The organism is Loktanella sp. SALINAS62 (assembly GCF_018263905.1).
In the GTDB taxonomy this organism is placed as follows: Bacteria; Pseudomonadota; Alphaproteobacteria; order Rhodobacterales; family Rhodobacteraceae; genus Loktanella.
The window spans coordinates 1-1,154 of the sequence record NZ_JAAFZU010000056.1; the positions used below are offsets into that span (position 1 = coordinate 1).

General features: G+C 62.7%; 1 protein-coding gene. It reads left to right on the top strand.

The window, feature by feature from the left end; genetic code table 11:
* Positions 1 to 46: 46 nt before the first annotated feature.
* Positions 47 to 1,154 (top strand): protein-glutamate O-methyltransferase CheR (locus GZH79_RS17485; protein WP_211645061.1); only part of this gene is annotated, 1,108 nt, incomplete at its 3' end.

Consider the following 1,154-nt stretch of genomic DNA (forward strand, 5'->3'; position numbering starts at 1 on the left):
TCCTTGGAAATCGTCATCGTCATCGTCCTTGCTTCTCTCAGGAAGCATGAACCAAATCCCAGTTACACAGAAGGTCGGACACTCTCCGGGCCTCGTCAGCTTCATCGCCCCGATCTCCGGCTTGGCAGAGCGCATCACGGAAGTCGCCAAGAGCAAGGAGGCCGTGCGCTCGCTCGACGAAGACGACACCGCGAACGACCTGCGCCGCATCATTGCCTTTTTGCGCACGCGCACAGGTCATGATTTTTCCAGCTACAAGCGGGCGACGGTGATGCGCCGCGTGCTACGGCGCATGCAGGTCTGCCGCGTCGACAACCCGGCAGAATATGCCGAGCTGGTCCGCAGCACGCCTGAGGAAGCGCAAGAGCTGTTCGGCGACCTCCTGATTTCGGTGACGCAGTTCTTCCGGGACGAGGACTCCTACAAGGCGCTGGCTCAGAAGGCGATTCAGCGGATCATCGAGCAAGTGGGCGATGACGGAGTGCGCGCATGGTCGGTGGGCTGCGCAACCGGCGAAGAAGCCTACAGCCTTGCGATCCTGTTCCTGGAGGAGGCGGAGCGTCGCAAGGTGAAGGTGCCGATCCAGGTCTTCGCCAGCGACCTCGACGAAGGCGCGCTGGGGACAGCGCGCGAGGGGCGCTATCCGCGCTCCATCGAAGCCGATGTTTCCGCGGAACGGCTGGAGCACTACTTCATCGACGAGGGCACACACTACCGGGTCCGCAAGGAACTGAGGGACGTCGTTCTCTTTGCGTCGCACAGTGTGCTGAAGGAACCTCCTTTCATGCGCCTCGATCTCATCTCCTGTCGTAACCTGATGATCTACTTGGAAAGGTCGCTCCAGGAGCAGCTTCTCACCCTGTTCCACTATGGGCTGAACCCGCACGGTGTCCTGTTTCTCGGGTCGGCGGAAACCGCTGACAGCAGCGATTGCTTCTCGAGCCTCGACCGGCTGGCCCGGATCTACCAGGCGATCCCGCAGACGCGCCGACACATGCCCACGCTTCCCCAGTCCGGCCCGTTCCCCGGGCACGGATCGAAGGATGGAGCACCTGAGCACCACCGCGATCGTCATCGCGCCCCGATGGAACAACACACCGAGGCGCTCGAGCAGGCCGCACCGCCCAGCGTCTTGGTCGATGCGCGCCACCAGA